General features: G+C 59.6%; 13 protein-coding genes. 5 read left to right on the top strand and 8 right to left on the bottom strand.

Going from position 1 to position 16,661, the window contains the following annotated elements; genetic code table 11:
• Positions 1 to 57: 57 nt before the first annotated feature.
• From JI59_RS04715 to JI59_RS04735, 6 genes are all read right to left on the bottom strand, one after another.
• On the bottom strand, positions 58 to 2,409 hold the full coding sequence (locus JI59_RS04715) for a heavy metal translocating P-type ATPase (RefSeq protein ID WP_238532572.1): 2,352 nt from the start codon (positions 2,407 to 2,409) through the stop codon (positions 58 to 60).
• Between the two features lie 12 nt (positions 2,410 to 2,421).
• The gene (locus tag JI59_RS26670; RefSeq protein ID WP_007013933.1) at positions 2,422 to 2,607 is read right to left on the bottom strand and encodes a hypothetical protein; all 186 of its coding nucleotides are present in this window, start codon (positions 2,605 to 2,607) and stop codon (positions 2,422 to 2,424) included.
• Positions 2,608 to 2,631: 24 nt separating this feature from the next.
• Positions 2,632 to 3,279, bottom strand: a complete 648-nt coding sequence (locus JI59_RS04720; protein ID WP_007013932.1) for an RNA polymerase sigma factor — start codon at positions 3,277 to 3,279, stop codon at positions 2,632 to 2,634.
• 198 nt (positions 3,280 to 3,477) lie between these two features.
• Positions 3,478 to 4,407, bottom strand: a complete 930-nt coding sequence (locus JI59_RS04725) for a DMT family transporter (RefSeq protein ID WP_038575545.1) — start codon at positions 4,405 to 4,407, stop codon at positions 3,478 to 3,480.
• A gap of 241 nt (positions 4,408 to 4,648) precedes the next feature.
• Entirely contained in the window at positions 4,649 to 5,308 is a 660-nt protein-coding gene (locus JI59_RS28170) for an RNA polymerase sigma factor (RefSeq protein WP_081473995.1), read from the bottom strand.
• A 630-nt stretch (positions 5,309 to 5,938) separates the two neighbouring features.
• The gene (locus JI59_RS04735; RefSeq protein ID WP_007013928.1) at positions 5,939 to 6,880 is read right to left on the bottom strand and encodes a 1-phosphofructokinase family hexose kinase; all 942 of its coding nucleotides are present in this window, start codon (positions 6,878 to 6,880) and stop codon (positions 5,939 to 5,941) included.
• 469 nt (positions 6,881 to 7,349) lie between these two features.
• On the opposite strand from JI59_RS04735, the gene otsB reads away from it, so the two are divergent.
• The 4 genes from otsB to JI59_RS04755 all read left to right on the top strand — a co-directional run bounded on the left by otsB (position 7,350) and on the right by JI59_RS04755 (position 12,408).
• Positions 7,350 to 8,924, top strand: coding sequence for a trehalose-phosphatase (otsB, locus tag JI59_RS04740; RefSeq protein WP_007013926.1), 1,575 nt, complete (start codon positions 7,350 to 7,352; stop codon positions 8,922 to 8,924).
• Positions 8,917 to 11,343, top strand: a complete 2,427-nt coding sequence (locus JI59_RS04745) for a glycoside hydrolase family 65 protein (RefSeq protein ID WP_007013925.1) — start codon at positions 8,917 to 8,919, stop codon at positions 11,341 to 11,343. Before otsB ends, JI59_RS04745 begins: the two co-directional genes overlap by 8 nt.
• A gap of 171 nt (positions 11,344 to 11,514) precedes the next feature.
• Positions 11,515 to 11,904 (top strand): DUF302 domain-containing protein, encoded by a 390-nt coding sequence (locus tag JI59_RS04750; protein ID WP_038577000.1) that lies wholly within the window; start codon positions 11,515 to 11,517, stop codon positions 11,902 to 11,904.
• Positions 11,905 to 11,913: 9 nt separating this feature from the next.
• Entirely contained in the window at positions 11,914 to 12,408 is a 495-nt protein-coding gene (locus JI59_RS04755; RefSeq protein WP_203226081.1) for a hypothetical protein, read from the top strand.
• A gap of 358 nt (positions 12,409 to 12,766) precedes the next feature.
• On the opposite strand, the gene JI59_RS04760 is transcribed toward JI59_RS04755, so the two are convergent.
• A complete protein-coding gene (locus JI59_RS04760; protein ID WP_007013922.1) occupies positions 12,767 to 14,404 on the bottom strand; it encodes an L-lactate permease in 1,638 nt (545 codons plus the stop codon).
• A gap of 328 nt (positions 14,405 to 14,732) precedes the next feature.
• On the opposite strand from JI59_RS04760, the gene JI59_RS04765 reads away from it, so the two are divergent.
• A complete protein-coding gene (locus JI59_RS04765) occupies positions 14,733 to 15,392 on the top strand; it encodes a DUF305 domain-containing protein (RefSeq protein WP_038575548.1) in 660 nt (219 codons plus the stop codon).
• 34 nt (positions 15,393 to 15,426) lie between these two features.
• Here the strand turns inward: JI59_RS04765 and JI59_RS04770 are convergent, their stop codons facing one another.
• Positions 15,427 to 16,638, bottom strand: a complete 1,212-nt coding sequence (locus tag JI59_RS04770) for a phosphoglycerate kinase (protein ID WP_007013920.1) — start codon at positions 16,636 to 16,638, stop codon at positions 15,427 to 15,429.
• Positions 16,639 to 16,661: the final 23 nt, after the last annotated feature.

Below are 16,661 nucleotides of genomic sequence, written 5' to 3' on the forward strand. Positions count from 1 at the left end.
CTCCTGCGAAGCCCGTCCTCTCGGTCACAATTGTTCAAACCCCTTTGCAAAGGCAGATCATGCAGCTGCTTCAGCAGGGCGAGCGTTCACCTCCGCGTCGGCTCTGCCGTGCCCTACCCCCTCCAGACGGGTACGCTTGAGCAGCAATGCGTTGACCGCAACCAGCGCAGAGCTGCCCGACATCGCCAGCGCCGCCAGCTCCGGACTGATGACCAGAGGATAGAAAACGCCTGCAGCGGCCGGGAAGGCAATGACATTGTAGGCCACGGCCCAGAACAGATTCTGGTGCATCTTGCGCAAGGTGGCGCGCGACAGCTCGATAGCGCCCACGACGTCATACGGGTCGCTCTTCATCAACACTACGTCCGCGCTTTCCATCGCCACGTCGGTTCCGGCACCGATAGCAAACCCGACGTCGGCCTGCGTTAGCGCTGGCGCATCATTCACGCCATCACCGACCATGCCGACGCGCTTGCCCTGACCCTGCAACTCCCTGACCTTGTCGGCCTTCTGGCCCGGTAATACGTCGGCGAGCACGATGTCGATACCCAGTTCCGCAGCGATACGCTTGGCTGTGCCTTCGTTGTCGCCCGTCAGCATCGCCACGTCGACACCGCGCTCGCGCAGTTTGGCAACGGCGGCCTTCGCGGTGGGACGCGGCGCGTCGGCAATCGCCAACAGACCAAGAATACGTCCGCCATGCGCGACATGAACCACCGTACGACCGTCTTCCTTGAGGCGTTCGGCTTCCCTGGCAAGTTCCACGAAATCAACTCCCTCCTCATCCATGACCCGCCGGTTGCCGAGCAGCACTGTCTCACCGCCGACCTCGGCAAGCGCGCCCTTGCCTTCAATGTTGCGAAAACCGCGCGCCTCGGGCAGCGCGAGACCATCGGCCCGTTCAATGATCGCCAGGGCGAGTGGGTGCTCGGAATCCCGCTCGACAGCCGCGGCTATCCGCAGCACATCATCGTCGCTCTGCCCTTGGGCGGCAACAACTTCAACGACACGCGGCTGACCCATGGTCAGCGTGCCGGTCTTGTCGAATACGATCACGTCGAGTTTGGTGGCATCCTCAAGCGCCCCTGCATTCTTAAACAGAATGCCGTTGGTCGCGCCAAGGCCGGTGCCGACCATTACTGCCATCGGCGTCGCCAGTCCAAGCGCATCGGGACAAGCGATCACGAACACCGTGATGGTCAAGGTAAGCGCGAACAGCAGCGGCGAGCCTATCACCCAGAACCACACTGCGAAGGTTGCGAGCCCAATCAGGATGGCAATCAGAACCAGCCACTGGGAAGCACGGTCGGCGAGCAGCTGGGCCGGCGCCTTCGAATTCTGCGCCTCCTGCACCAGTTTGACGATCTGTGCGAGCGCCGTGTCAGCCCCCACTTTGGTGGCGCGATAGCGGAAGCTGCCGCTCTTGTTGATGGTTGCCCCGATCACCTCGTCACCAGGTGCCTTATTCACCGGCATCGACTCTCCGGTGAGCATCGACTCGTCGACGAGCGATTCTCCCTCCAGAATAACGCCATCGACCGGGATCTTGTTGCCCGGTCGAATAAACACGGTTTCGCCGGCCAGCACCTCCGAAGTTGGCACTTCAACTTCGCGCCCGTCGCGAAGAACCGTCGCCATGGGAGGGGCAAGATCGAGCAGCGCCCGGATGGCCGCAGACGCACCGGCGCGGGCGCGCATTTCGAGCCAATGACCAAGCAGAATGAACACCAGTAGCACCGCCACGGCTTCAAAAAATTGCACACCAGGAAAAAGGAAGGTCGAGCCGACGCTGAAGAAGTAGCCGGTGCCGACCGAAAGGACCACAAGCACGGCCATATTGAGCACGCCGTTTCTGACCGCCCGCCATGCGGCAGTGAAGAATGGCCAGCTCGGATAAAGGATCGCGGCGCTACCGAGCAGGAAGAGCCAGATATCAAGCTTGAGGCCGAAAGGCGGCGCGGGCGGCGTGAACATGCCGCCCATCGGCGAATAGATGAAGATCGGTATGGTGAAGATCAGCGCAATCCAGAAGCGGTTGCGCATGTCGCGGACCATGTCGGCCATGTCCATACCGGCGCCGTGGCCCATTTCATGCGCCATCTCGTCCTGCGCGGGCGCAGACCCTGAATGACCGGCGTGGGCAGGAGTGGCGGCCGGGTCTTTCACAGATGCCGCCATGTCCGGCTCACAAACATGGCGCGGCGTGACACTGCCGCGACAACGAAAGCCGCAAGAAGTCACGGTGCGCCGCAGCACCTCGGCAGAGGTGACAGCCTCATCATAGTCGACGGTCACGCTGGCAGAGGCCGGATTGGCAGCCGCGCTGCGCACCCCTTCCTCTTCATTCAGCTGCTTTTCTACCCCGAGATGATCGAGAACTTCGAAGAGGCCGCCGACCTCCAATGTCACGGTGCCCAATACCTACCTCCTGCAATCTGCCGTCTCGAGTGTCTCTAGCGCCCCGCTGCTCGCCGGGCACATCTGCGTCTGTTCGGCCGCCATCTCACTTTCCTCATCACGCTCGACGCCAATCATCGGCAGGAAAGCAATATCCACCGTTCGCGCGCCGGAAATCTGCACTCCTGAAAGCGAAGCCTCGTCGGTCACAAAGACGTCCCAAAATTGCGGACATTACAGTTTGGAAGCACTTACCAGTTGTTCGCGGCGGCGGCGCCAGCGTTCGGCCTCGTCGCAGCGGCAATCGAGGAAACCATGTATCGGGCAGGTGAGGCACATCTCTTCGAGCCGCTTCTTGAGCGCCTGTCGGCCCCGATGAAGCCTTACCGTGACATTGTTCAAGCTCACGCCAAGGCTCGCCGCCACGCGGTCGCGCGGTTCTTCGAGCAGGTCTACCCGCCAGATCACATCGGCATATTCGGGCTTAAGCGTCGGCAAGAGCTTGTACAGACAATTGCAGATCGCCTCTTCGAGCTCGTCATCCGGCTCGATCGACAGATCTTCCAGGACAATGGGATCCACGATTTCCTCCCGCTTGCGCCGCCTTCCAGAGCTACGTTGATGATCAACGATCGTCGTGGCGAGAATGCGGCTCAGCCAGCCGCGAACGCTGCGCACATCGCGCAAATCGGCAGAGCGCTCGACCGCTCGCAACATAAAGGCCTGCAAGACCTCCTCGGCCTCGTCTGCATTACCCAATCGGCGACGAAGAAAGCCAAGAATCTGCCGATGCCCTTCCACGAGTGCCCGGCGAACCGCAGCATCCGCCGCTCTGGCAGCGATATCCGGATCCTGATCCGTGTTCTGGTCGTCACCCGTCATCAAGCATCTCCAATTTATAGACGTGCCACCTGCGCCGTCCTTACAGGTTGAATTTTAGCTACCAGGCCTGTCTCGCGCGCGCTGCGCAGCTGCCAGGGCTTGCGCGAAGAATGTGAGTGTCCGATGGCCGCGTGCCGTCACATCCGCTCTTAATCTCGGCCCTTGATCAACCCTGACCTTTTATGATGGAATCAAATTTTATTCTTGCGTTCTGGGAGATCTGCTCAGACCTGTCTCGGGGGCAACTGTGACCGATCTCGTGCCATACCGGGTGACCAGACTTACACCCGCTATGGCGAGCGCAATACCGGTCAGCTGCGGCCAGCCCAGGGTTTCTCCATAAAAAAGCGTGCCGATCATCAGTCCGAAAATCGGGATCAGGAAGCTGAAGGCATTGGCCCGGTTGAGCGGTGCTTTTTCCAACACCGAGAACCATAGCCAGTAGACCAGCGCGGTGCCCAGAAGGCTGAGGCCAACAAGCGCGCCGATAAAGGCAAACGACCACTGAATTGACGCTGGCTCCTCCGTCGCCCAGGCGACGATGCCAAGCGGGACGCTGCCAATCAGCATCTGAAGACCCATCGCCATCAGCGCGTCGACCTTTCCCGCAATCCGCTTGATCATCACATTACTAACAGTGATGCCCAGCGCAGCCAGAATGATGTAAGCAATACCGATGACATAGGTTTTCTGCCCCCCGGAAAGGAACTCGGGGGCAGCGATGCTCAGGATACCGACAAATCCCAGCAGCAAGCCAGCCATTCCTCGCCACGTGAGCCGTTCGTTGAGGGCCACGCTCCCGAGCGCGGCGGCAAGCAATGGCTGCGTGTTGGCGATTACCGTGGCAATGCCCGGTGAAATGTACTCCGCGGCGTGAAACATTCCGAGGAACCCCAGACTCGTAGCGCCAAAACCAATGAGAGCCACCATCGCCCATTGGTGCGCTCCCTTCGGCAGCGGCCGACGAAGCGCCAACGCCAGAAAGCTCAAGGCCAGACCCGCCAAAAGGGCCCGGCTTGCCGCGAAAGTTAGATGCGGAGCATATTTGATTCCTGTCGTGATGAGAGGAAAACAAGCGGCCCAGAGCAGCATGACGAGAATAACTTTTGCTATCGTTGAAACCGGCACCGGACTTTGACCTCATATATTCTTGATCCCGGCAACTCCCGCGCCGAGCCGCCATTCTCTTATTGGGAAGGATAACGCCGTGCGCTCAGCAGCGCATCAAAGACGGTCTATGCCATAGCCGCTCGTCAGCGAAACTGCACTCAGATCTTCGAAGATGAACCCTCGCTTTCGCTCCGACCGCGAAAGCCTTCTCACCGGCGCCGACTGGAATTTCGCAAAACCAGTCGGCGCGCGGTAGATCTCAGATCGATGCTCCAGCCACGACGCCACCGTGCAGACCGGTGCGGCGATCGGATGAGCCAGCTGTCCGGGTTGGCGGACTGCAATCGCAGTTCCGGTAACTTCCGAATGAGCAGGAAGAGCATCGTTCCTCAAGCTTGTCCTTCAATGCGCGGCGAGCCCGGTGCAACCGCACACCCACATTGTTAGGCGTGAGCCCGAGACCGGCCGCGACACGTTCGCGCGGCTCCTCCGCGAGATCAACGCGCCGGACGATCTCAGCGTAGTCCGGTCGGAGCGTTGGCAAGATGTCTCCAACGCAGCAGCATGGATTTTCAACCTGTTCCATATCTGGTTGAACAATTGCTTCTGCAGGTTCGGCTGCATAGGCATCCATCGCCCGCTGCCGCGTTCCGCGGCGCCTGTAATGGTCGATCAGCGAATTGCGCATGACCCGGCGAAGCCATGCGTCGACTTTGCCGCTGTCCTTTGGGTTCCGCGCGGCGCAGATCACCTTCACGCAGAAATCCTGGAAGGCATCCTCTGCCTCATCGGGCCGGCGAAGCCGGCGCTGGAAGAAGCCCAGGAATTCGGAACGGCATTCGGTCAGACGTTGCAATACGGCGTCATCGTCGACGGCAGATGGGGATCGGAAAGATCCTTGTGTTGTTGCGGTTGGCATAGCAATACCTCCATGCCGAAAGGGAAATCAAAATGGCGCCCTGCTCGGAGAATGAGCAGCAGACCGCCACCGCGAAAGGTCAGGGATGTGCTCCCAGACGCGGCGGCCGAAATTGACGGCCAGCCCTTGCCGATCGCAAATTCTTCGACTGTTCGCTCGCCCAGTGGCCCGATATCGGTGCATCGAGAGGAGGAATTAAGGAGCTATGCGGTAGAAGGGCGCAGCATGCCGATGACCGGCAATGACCGGCGGTTGCGGGCGAGCGGCCTTGATCGCCCCGGTCCGCGCAATGCTCGGCCACGTGGGCCACTTGCGGAACGGTTGTTGCTGCAGCGGCTGTCAATCCCGTTTCCTGGATATGAAATAGGCTCAGACCGGCGATGAGCAACAGATAGAGAACGAGCCGGCGCAGGCCCACTACAGAAACACGATTTATTAAAAAGGCTATTCTCACCGATTGACACCAAATGCGAAGGCTGAGAAGGTACTCAGTACCATCTGACACCCGCGATGCCTGCCGCGCATTGATCCATATCATCCGGCGTATTTGATTTTGGAGATTCTTCAGGATCGGCCGAAGTGACAGCAACTTATGTGTGGGCTGTTTTTCCGTCGGTCAATTCTGTGCTCTCATGAGTGAGGTGGCGTCTGAGTAGTCAACTCGCCGTAGAGGCGCTCGACGTCCTCCCGGCGGCACAGGCCGGTGCCGGACGACAGCACCGCCGCAGCGCCAGCCGCCATGCCGTAGGCGAAGGCATCGTCTGTCGGGCGGCCCTGCGCAAGAGCAAGAGTCATGGCGGCAACGAAGCTGTCACCAGCTCCGACCGCGCTTTTTGCAACCACATCGAGCGCTGGCTTGCGCAGTACGGCCTGAGCTGTGACGAGCAGCGCACCCTCACGTCCCAGTGTCAGCGCAACCATTTCGGCAGAACCGGCGTCGATGAGTTCTTTTGCCGCCATGACTTGCGCCGCCGGGTCAGCAAGCTTGCGGCCGGCCAGAAATTCAAGTTCGCCAAGGCTGGGTTTGACCAGGTGGACACCGCGCGCAAGCCCTGCCCGAAGTGCATTTCCGGAGGTGTCCAGCACCAGTCGGAAACCCTTGCGGTGCGCGAGGGTGGCCACGGTCTTGTAAAACTCGTCAGGAACACCGCGCGGCAAGCTGCCGCTCGCGACCAGATAATCGCAGTCGAGTTCCTCAAGAGTGTCCAGAATTGCGCGCCACTCCCGCGCCATCACCAACGGACCCGTCGGCACGAAGCGGTATTCCTGGCCGCTTGAGCGTTCGAAAACTGCATGACTGATACGGGTATGGTCCCGGATCGGTATCCGCCGCCGCGCGACCATCGCAGCGTCAAGGAGATCATCGAGTACACCGCCGGTCGCACCGCCGGCAAGATACACCGCGAGTACCGGACCGCCCAGTTCGCGGATGACCCGAGCCACATTGATACCGCCCCCGCCCGGATCGTAGCGCTCATCCGACGTGCGAATCTTGTGGATCGGTCGCACGACATCGGTCTCGGCGGAGCCGTCAATTGATGGGTTCAGGGTCAACGTCACAATAGTCTTCATTTGCTACACTTCCTGGGTTTCTGCCTACCCTGAGACACCATAGGTCTTGCACCGCTTCCTTGAGGCGGGCACCTGCAACGGACGATGCCCGTCGCGATTCGTTACGCGTATTCCGCGGCCCTTGCGACACATCGCCTCAGGACGCAGATCATGCTTCTGGCTATAATTCTTGCGCTGGCGACGATACTATCTCCGCAGATCGGCTCTTGCCTGAGCCAGGGCGGGGTTGCAGCCTGGTTCTAGTGTCGTCCTCAAAAACCTGAAAAATCTCCGGCCCTCGCCGGGACGCGTAAGCGAGGCTTCAAGTGTAATGTGCCGACGGCGAAGCCGTCCTTACAGCGGATATCTTTGTGGCTGCTGCCAAATGCACGCTCACAAAACGGTATGAGTCGCCTGGGACCCACAGCAAGGCAGAGCGCGGAACATGATGCATGAATGAATCGGCGCAAAATGGAGACATTGTTAATCGATGAGCAGGACTCGGATCGATCCGAACGAGGAGGGATACGCCGCCTTCATCTTTGACCTTGATGGCGTTGTCACCCGAACGGCGCGCCTGCACGCTGTCGCATGGAAGCGGCTGTTCGACGAATATCTTTCGCAGCGCAGCAGCCGGCGCAACGGATCAATTCGCGCATTCGAAGATGACGATTATCGGCGCTTCATCGATGGCAAGCCTCGTTACGAAGGCGTGCGCAGCTTCCTCAAATCTCGCAAGATCACCCTGCCCTACGGCGATCCTGCCGATCCCCCCGATCGCAAGACGATCTGCGGCCTCGGCAACCGCAAGAATCTTCTTTTCCAGGAGCAATTGGCAACCGGCGGCGTCGAAGTCTTCAAGAGTAGCGTCGCCTTCATCCGGAAGCTTCGGCGCCTTGGCGTGAAGACGGCGCTCGTCTCCTCAAGCAAGAACGCGGCCGCTGTCCTCGATGCAGCGGGCCTCGTCGACCTGTTCGACGTGCGGCTTGACGGTGTGGAAGCGGAGCGGTTCTCGCTTCGCGGCAAACCCCACCCCGATACCTTCCTCGAAGCGGCGCGGCGCCTCGGAGCGACCCCGGAGCAATCCGTGGTCGTTGAGGATGCCATTGCCGGCGTGGCGGCGGGGAAAGCTGGCGGTTTTGCTCTCGTGATCGGTGTCGACAGGACTGGCCAAGCGGCCGAACTGGAAGCAAATGGCGCCGATATCGTCATCGAAGATCTGGCCGAATTGAAAGTACGGCCGATCTCATCGGTCCAGCGCAGCAAAGCGGCGGAGGCGCTGCCCGACGCCCTCTCCTGCGCCGCCGGCATCTGCGCATTATTTGCCGAAAAGCGCCCTGCGGTGTTTCTGGACTATGACGGCACGCTGACGCCGATTGTCACACGGCCGGAACTTGCCGTACTCTCCGCCGACATGCGCGCTATCCTCGCGGAGCTTGCATCGCATTGTTCTGTCGCCATTGTCAGCGGGCGCGACCGCGCCGATGTCGCCCACCTGGTCGGACTCGAAAGTCTCGTATACGCAGGAAGTCACGGCTTCGACATCGCCGGACCGGGCGGATTGCAAGAGGAGCATGAAGGCGCTTCTGCATTTCTTCCGGCTCTGGATCGGGCCGAGACGCAGCTTCGCGGCGAAATTGCCGGGATCAAGGGCGCGCTGCTCGAACGTAAGAAGTTCGCCCTCGCAGTTCATTACCGCTTGGTCGCGCGCAACCGAATCGCGCACATCCAACGCGCCGCAGCGGGAGCCGCTGAAAACCAGGGCCTTCGCCTTACGACCGGCAAGAAGGTCTTCGAACTGCGTCCCGACCTGGACTGGGACAAGGGCAAGGCCGTCCTCTGGCTGCTCTCGGCCCTCGATCTCGAAGCGGGCGATGTGGTGCCGCTTTATATAGGTGACGATAATACCGACGAGGACGCCTTTGCCGCACTCTGGGACAACGGGATCGGCATCCTGGTGACGGATGCTAGCCGCCGCACCTCAGCTCAATATATCTTGTCGGACACTCAGGCAGTCGAACGCTTTCTGAGATCCCTTTCCGAAAGGCTGGTGCGCCGTGACTAGCTGGATTCTGTCGTATGACAGCTACGACCCGGACCAAGAAGCCTTGCGCGAGGCATTGTGCACGCTCGGCAATGGCTATTTTGCTACCCGCGGCGCTGCCGAAGAGAGCGCCGCGGACGAAATCCATTATCCCGGCACCTACCTCGCGGGCGGCTATAATCGTCTGGTGACCAAAATTGCAAAACGAGAAATTGGCAACGAGGACCTCGTCAACCTGCCCAACTGGCTTCCGCTCAACTTCCGGCCGGAAGGCGGCGAATGGTTCAATTTGCACACCGCCGAAATCTTCTCCTACCGCCAGGAGCTTGACCTCAAGCAGGGCATACTCCGGCGCACCCTGCGCGCGCGCGACCGCGAAGGGAGGGAAACGAGCCTCGCCGCCTGCCGCCTCGTCCACATGGGCGCGCCGCACCTTGCCGCGATCGAATGGACGCTTACCCCGGAAAACTGGTCGGGACGGATCGAAGTTCTCTCCGCTCTCGACGGGCGAGTGATCAATTCCGGCGTAGCACGCTACCGCCAGCTCGGCGGCAAGCACCTGGTCCCGCTGGCATCCGAAGAGTTCGGCGAGGACGGCATCCTCTTGGTGGCCGAGACCAGCCAGTCGTACATCCGGATAGCCGTGGCAGCCCATACCCGAGTCTATGCCGACAAAGTATCGGATAAGATTGAACGGCAATTTCGGCAGGCCGAAGGCTATGCCGCACATGCGTTGAACTTCGAGGTGGCGGAGGGACATCCCGTCACCATCGAAAAGATCATCGCGCTGCATTCCTCCCGGGATCATGCGATCTCTAGCCCGGGGCTGGCGGCCGTAGAAACGCTGAGTGAGGCAGGGCGGTTCGAGAGCCTCCTCGAGGATCACGCCCGCGCCTGGTCACACCTGTGGCACCGCTGCGACATCGTGATGGAGGGTCAAGGCCGCACGCAGATGATCCTGCGGCTGCATATCTTCCATTTGCTGCAGACCGTTTCGCCGCACAGCGTCGATCTCGACGTCGGTGTGCCGGCGCGCGGGCTTCATGGCGAGGCTTATCGCGGCCACATTTTCTGGGACGAGCTCTTCATCTTTCCCTTCCTCAATATGCGGATTCCCGAGATTACGCGCGGCCTGTTGCGCTACCGCCATCGGCGGCTGCCTGCTGCTCGGCGGTTGGCACGGGAAGCGGGATACCGCGGCGCCATGTACCCCTGGCAGAGTGGCAGCGACGGGCGCGAGGAGACGCAGATTCTCCATCTCAACCCCAAATCCGGCCGCTGGTTGCCCGATAATTCGCACCTGCAACGACACGTCAACGCCGCCATCGCCTACAATGTCTGGCGCTATTACCAGGCCACTGGAGACCGGGAGTTTCTGTCCCTTTACGGCGCTGAAATGCTATTCGAAATCGCCCGCTTCTGGGCCAGCATCGCCACCTTCAACCAAATTCGCGGTCGATACGAAATACGCGGCGTGATGGGACCGGACGAATACCACGACCGTTATCCGTGGTCGGACACACCAGGCCTCAACAACAACGCCTATACCAATATCATGGCGGCTTGGGTATTTCGCCGCGCGTTGGAGGCCCGCGCCCTCCTCGATACCGATAGACGGGTCGAACTCGGCGAGACGCTGGCGCTCACCGGCGACGAGATCACCAGCTGGGATGAGATTGGGCGCAAGCTGCTGGTGCCATTTCACGAGGGGGTGATCAGCCAGTTCGAAGGCTATGAACGGCTTCTGGAGTTCGAGTGGGACATCTACCGCGAAAAATACGGCGACATTCGCCGCCTCGACCGCATCCTCGAGGCGGAAGGCGACACCGTCAATCGCTACAAGGCGTCCAAGCAGGCTGACGCGCTGATGCTGTTCTATCTCTTTTCGGCCGAGGAGCTTCGAGAGCTTTTCTCGCATCTCGGATATAACTTCGAAGGCGAGATGATCACGCGAACCGTCGACTATTATCTGAAGCGAACCTCAAACGGCTCGTCGCTAAGCGGCATCGTCCACTCCTGGGTGCTCGCCCGCTCCAACCGTGCGGCATCCTGGACGCAGCTCAAGGAGGCGCTTGAGAGTGATATCGCCGACGGTCAGGGTGGAACGACGCGCGAGGGAATCCATCTTGGTGCGATGGCTGGCACCATCGATCTCGTCCAGAGGGGCCACACCGGGCTCGAGATCCGCGACGACTTGCTGCACCTCAATCCTTGCCTGCCAGAAGAACTCCAAGGGCTGAGCTTCCGCATCCGGCACCGCGGCCAGTGGCTCGATATGGAAATCGGATGTGGGCGTTTAACCGTATCTGCACCCGAGGGATGGGACGGGCCCAGGCGGATTATGGTCGGTGACATGAGCTTCGCCCTGCACGCTGGCGAGCGCAATAAGATCGCATGCGACTACGAGCAGAATGGCTGTAGCCCGATTAAGAAGGTCTAACATATTGAACATCCAAAAAAGTTATAAATCCCTGCCCGCCAGAGACAGCTGCCTGTCCAGGTAGCAACAAGTGACGATTTGGTCCTCTACGAGCGCTGTGTTCGCAGCCTTCGGCCCAATCAGACTCAATTGGGGACGGAAACCAAGCGCATCGACAAAGGAGAAGCAGATGTGAGCTATTATTTTGCCAAGACCATAGAAGCCGGCGACATCGACGCTGCACAGGAGCGCGTGAAGGAAGCGCTGCAGGAGAAAGGCTTCGGCATTCTCACGGTGATCGACCTGCAGGTAGCGCTGAAGGACAAACTCGGCGCGGACTTCCGGCCTTACCGAATTCTCGGCGCGTGTAATCCGAAGCTGGCGTACAAAGCACTTCAGTCCGAGGATAAGATCGGAACGATGCTACCTTGCAACGTCATTATTCAGCAGGCGGGCGCCGACGCGTTCGAAGTGGCAGCGGTCGATCCGGTCGCCTCGATGCAGGCGATAGAAAACGAGGCGCTCAGCGAAATCGCTGCCGGAGTGAGAGACAAACTGGAAGCAGTGATTGCCGCGCTCTGACAGCGATTCATGAATGTATTTCACCCGTTCGTAGCATTCGCTCCTAAGAAGATACCTTCGTATAGAAGGCTCAAGATCAACCCAGCAAGCAAGAAGGAAATGACGATGAAACGTATATTTTTTGTAACCGCGCTAGCCACTGGCCTCGCGATGTCTCCTGCCATGGCACAACAAGCGCAGCACCAGCACGATTCTTCTCACACCGAGGCGGCCGGTCAACCGGACAAAGATGCAGGCATGATGATGGGTTCTGCGGCAATGCAGGAGCACCGTCAGAAGATGGAGGAGATGCGTGCGCTGATGCAGCAGGCGCGAGCCGCCACTAACCCTGCGGAGCGCCAGAGGCTGATGGCCGAGCACCGCCAGAAGATGCAAGAACACATGGCCCGCATGATGCAAGGCGACCAGTCGGCCATGATGCAGGCGTGTCACGAACGCATGATGATGATGCATGACATGATGGAACAGATGGCGGCCCAGCAGAGCGCAACACCGTCCAAATAAGACCGAACCAAGAATGGGCGGTCGTCGGTGAAGCCGGGGCCGCCCACTCTCATCTTCAAAAGGGGCGAACGCCCTGCCAAGAACATGCCGAATGTTGGTTGCGCTCGCCAGCTCCCACCGACGGGCAATTGGTAGCTCCCTCAGTGCCCCCTGGGGTTTTGCTGCGTCAGGGCCAGTAAACGGTATGCGACATCAAATACATGAAGACAATGTTCCGCATCCCGCAGAGGAGCGCATGACGCAAGGGTAGGCGCTTCTCCGCAATCCGCGCCCCCCGCAGCTTGCCCAGAACATCATCATCGCGCCGCTCTGGGGACTCGCCAAAACGCTGTCAGAGCATCACGATGCAGCGCGACAATCAGGATGCGGTGGTTAGAAGAAAGACGATCATCCCTGACAATAATGCGTAGCCGAGCATCGGCACCAAAGTGTAACGAATGATTGTCCCTTCCTTTCGCAAGAGGCCGACGACAGCGGCCGCGGCAACGACGTTTAGAACCGAAACCATATTTCCGGCGTTGGCACCCAGCATTTGCCCCGCCAGGACAATCTTTGCGGACAACCCCGCCTCGCTAGCGGCAGTTGCCTGAAACTGGGCAAAAGTCATGTTACTAAACGTCGCGCTGCCGGAGAGAAAACTGCCGAGCGCGCCAACCAGGGGCGCCACGAGAGGATAGGCCGTGCCGAGTGCGTCGGACGCAAGGCGGGCGAGCTCCATCGGCATGCTTCCCAGTCCGGCGGAGTTCACGTCTGACTGAATGAATATGCGAACCATCGGGACCGCCGCGCCAAGCGCCCAGGCGCTTTTCAACACAGTACTCCAGGTCTCGCGCAGTACCTGGCCGGTTGCCCGGCTGTTCAACCTCTGCAAAGGAAACGTGACGAGGACAACAGCGACGAAAATGGCGCCAGGAAGGTAGAGCGGCGCGACGGTCACACCGATCTCGGTTCCGAAAATTCCATCCCAGGAAACAGCCAACCCCAGAAGCCAGGCCTTCAAGGGGAGATACTCGGTGCGCGTCGCAATGAGCAGGAAGGCAAGGAGCAGATAGGGCAGCCACGCCCGTGCCAGCGCAAGCATGTCGATCGCCGGTTCATCTGCATGCACGACATGACAATCCGGAATCGAGCAGGCAGGCAGCATCCAGCCCTTGAGGGCGATGGGGATCACGCATGCCAAGCCCAGGAGCGAACCGAGCAGTGCTGGCAGTTCCGGCCCGAGCCAACGTGCTGCGCCATAGGCGGGAACCGTATAGGCCAGGCCTGCAAACAGCGCAAAGCGCCATGCCGCAAATCCATATGCCCAACTGCGGCTTTGCGAGAAAAACCGCGAATACATCACGATCAGGACAAGGGGAATCAGGCTGCCGGCGACGATATCGATCGCTGCTGCTTGGACCGCGACATCCTGGAGGAAAGTGGCTGCTGTCCTGCCTCCCATGGCTTCAAGAGCAATTGGAGAAAAATTGGCACCTGTCTGAAGGCCCTCGGCCAATCCGATTTGAACCGGGGTTCCGATCGCACCAAATGTCACCGGGCTACTGTCGGCAACAAGGGCGAGCACAACAGAAGAGATTGGCGTGAAACCGAGCGCTACCAACATTGGCGCGGTGATCGCTGCCGGCGTGCCGAATCCTGCAGCCCCCTCCAGGAAAGCGCCGAATAGCCAACTGATGACAACGATCTGTGCCCGCGGGTCGGGCGTAATGCGGGTGAAACCGACGCGAATTGTCGCCATTGCTCCACTTGCGGTCAGGACCTTGAGCAAGAGGATAGCACCGAAGATGATCCAGAGGATCGATGCGGCGATCACCGTGCCTTCGGCTATTGCCGCCAGAACCTGACGAAGGGGCATTCGCCATGCGGTGACCCCGACAATGGCTGTTAACGCTAGGCTGAGCGGCATGGCCCTGGCGGCGGGCATACGCGCTACGACCAGAAGACCGAAGACCGCAATTAGCGGTGTCATTGCCGCAAAGATCAGATGCAAAGCCAATGAGCGCCTCTTTCTCGTTGCCCTACGATGCAAACAACGACCAAAAGGCCGGCTTCGTCTGGCGTTAAATTCTGACTGCGCGACTCGACCATTGCAAACGCACGTGCCGTGATAGCTGACCCGATCAGCCCATCCACATTCCTCGCCTACCAAAGCGAAAATCTACAATGAACAAGCAGCACGATCCGAGCCCCGTCTCCAGGAAACGGATCTTCGCCTCTCGTTTCAAGTTCCCGCTCGCCTGACCACCTTCCTCGGCAATTGCGTGTGACGAACGATCGTCGGACTGATAAGAGTTTCGACCGATTCCATCGTAAGATCAGCTGATATGAAGATTCAAATGCGTTTGCGGCAGGTAGTGGCGATCAGTCTTTCGGTGCTTGTGACTGCATGTAACCAAGCAGAACCCCAACAGAGCGGGAAGGCGGCCAAGAGTGTGCCCAGCGAGGCCATTTCGTTCGATCTTGGCCCGTTCTTCTATGCCGAAACCGCCATGTACGACAACATGAGGTCTGCCATTGGGACCAGTTCAGGCGACAACTGGGTAAGAATGATGATCGCGCACCATGAAGGTGGAGCAGAGATCTCGAGGATTGCCCTTCAGCAAAATCCACCCCTTCGAATCGCTGATCTGGCAAGGAGAACCGTGAAGGCCCAGGAACGGGCTGCCGTCCAACTCGAAAAGCTGCTGCGCGATGGTCCGGTCAACATGGAAAGCGCTTTTATCTTCGTGAGCCCGATACAATCCATGCACGACGCGTCCATGGCTATTGATGGTTCCGATGTTTCCGAAATCTGGTTGCGAAAGATGATCGAGCACCATCGCGGCGCGATAGAAATGTCCAACGTCTTGTTGAGCCAACCCCGTATTCCAAAAAAAACCGTCACTGCCGTCGAAGAACTCAATAACGCGCAGCACGCCGACATGAAAGTGCTGGAGCAAGCACTCGATGATCAAAAATCGCAGGAACATCGCGGATCGCCATAACTCACATATTTCGGCGCCTAGGCGAACCCGAACCTCACGCTTTCAATGCTTCAACTCCCGGTAACGGCCTGCCCTCGAGCCATTCGAGGAACGCTCCGCCGGCAGCCGAAACGTAGCTGAAGCGTTCGGTAACGCCGGCTTGATTGAGAGCTGCAGTTGTGTCCCCTCCCCCCGCGACTGCTCGAAGCCGGCCAGTTTCTGCCAAATCGGCAACCGCGCGCGCGACCGCTATCGTGCCCTGGTCGAAAGGTGAAACTTCGAAGACCCCAAGCGGACCGTTCCAGACGAGAGTACGCACCTCCTGCAATTTGTCTTCAAAGAGAGCCACCGTCGCGGGACCGATGTCGAGAATCAGGTCATTTGCACCGACCTGATCGACCGACACCGTGCGTGTTTCAACTCCCGCGCTTAATTCGTCGGCGACAACCGCGTCGACGGGCAGAAGCACTGCGCAGCCCGCCGCTTTCGCGCGCTGGATCACCTGGCGCGCAGTGCCCAGCATCTCACTTTCGACCAACGATTTTCCGATTGGATGGCCTTGGGCTGCCAGGAAGGTGTTGGCCATCGCACCGCCAATACCGATGACTTGTACTTTGGCTACCAAATTGACGAGAAGATCGAGCTTGGTTGAAACCTTGGCGCCTCCTATGAGCGCGAATACCGGGCGATCCGGATCCTGGAGAACCAGTCCGAGGGCCTCGAGTTCGGCCTGCATAGCGCGCCCTGCCACCGCCGGAAGGATGTGCGCAATGCCTTCGGTTGATGCGTGGGCGCGGTGTGCGGCTGAAAATGCATCATTCACATATACATCGCCGAGGCTCGCGAACTGGGCAGCCAGTTCCGGATCGTTCGTCTCTTCACCCGGATGAAAGCGGGTATTTTCCATAAGCAGCACATCGCCCGGCGCGGTGCCCTCCAGAGCAGCCGAAGCGCGGCCATCGCGCCAGTCCGTCGCAACGAAGCGGACGGGCCTCGCGAGTATTGCAGACAGCGCGCTGGCGACCGGCTCGAGGCTCAAGTCCGGTGCGGCCATTCCCTTTGGTCGCCCCAGGTGAGAAAGAAGAACAACTTTCGCTCCTTTGTCGATCAGTTCGCGAAGCGTGGGAACTATACGCTTAATCCGAGTGACGTCCGTCACCGCCCCGTTCTCAACAGGAACATTCAGATCAACCCTGACCACGGCGGTCTTGCCAGCAACGTCGATGTCATCGAGCGTACGGAAGGATAAAACAGATGAGTCTACCATGGAAATGTTCTTCCTGAGGAATT

Source organism: Novosphingobium pentaromativorans US6-1 (assembly GCF_000767465.1).
GTDB classification, from domain to species: Bacteria; Pseudomonadota; Alphaproteobacteria; order Sphingomonadales; family Sphingomonadaceae; genus Novosphingobium; species Novosphingobium pentaromativorans.